Below are 454 nucleotides of genomic sequence, written 5' to 3'. Positions count from 1 at the left end.
GTCTCAGCCGGGCAACGGCTCGCTTCTGGCGACCCACGCCGACCGCAAGCAGCTGTTCCTTAACGCCGGTAAGCGCATCGTTGAATTGACCAAGCGCTACTACGAGCAGGATGACGCCAGCGCGCTGCCGCGCAACATCGCCAGCAAAGCCGCGTTTGAGAACGCCATGACGCTGGATATCGCCATGGGCGGTTCCACCAACACCGTTCTGCATCTGCTGGCTGCCGCACAGGAAGCCGAAATCGACTTCACCATGAGCGACATCGACAAGCTCTCCCGCAAAGTGCCGCAGCTGTGTAAGGTCGCACCAAGTACCCAGAAGTACCACATGGAAGACGTGCACCGTGCCGGTGGTGTAATCGGTATTTTGGGCGAGCTGGATCGCGCCGGGCTGCTGAACCGCGACGTGAAAAACGTGCTTGGCCTGACGCTGCCGGAGTCGCTGGATCAGTAC

Annotated in this window: 1 protein-coding gene; it reads left to right on the top strand. The window is 60.6% G+C overall.

Translation table 11 applies throughout. The features are described 5' to 3' along the window. The coding region (locus EN990_RS35290) for a dihydroxy-acid dehydratase (RefSeq protein ID WP_206526385.1) at nt 1–454 on the top strand (454 nt) is incomplete at both ends.

This window comes from Mesorhizobium sp. M7A.F.Ca.US.005.03.1.1, from assembly GCF_003997975.1.
GTDB lineage: Bacteria > Pseudomonadota > Alphaproteobacteria > Rhizobiales > Rhizobiaceae > Mesorhizobium > Mesorhizobium ciceri.
This window is presented reverse-complemented; position numbering and strand designations above follow the sequence as displayed.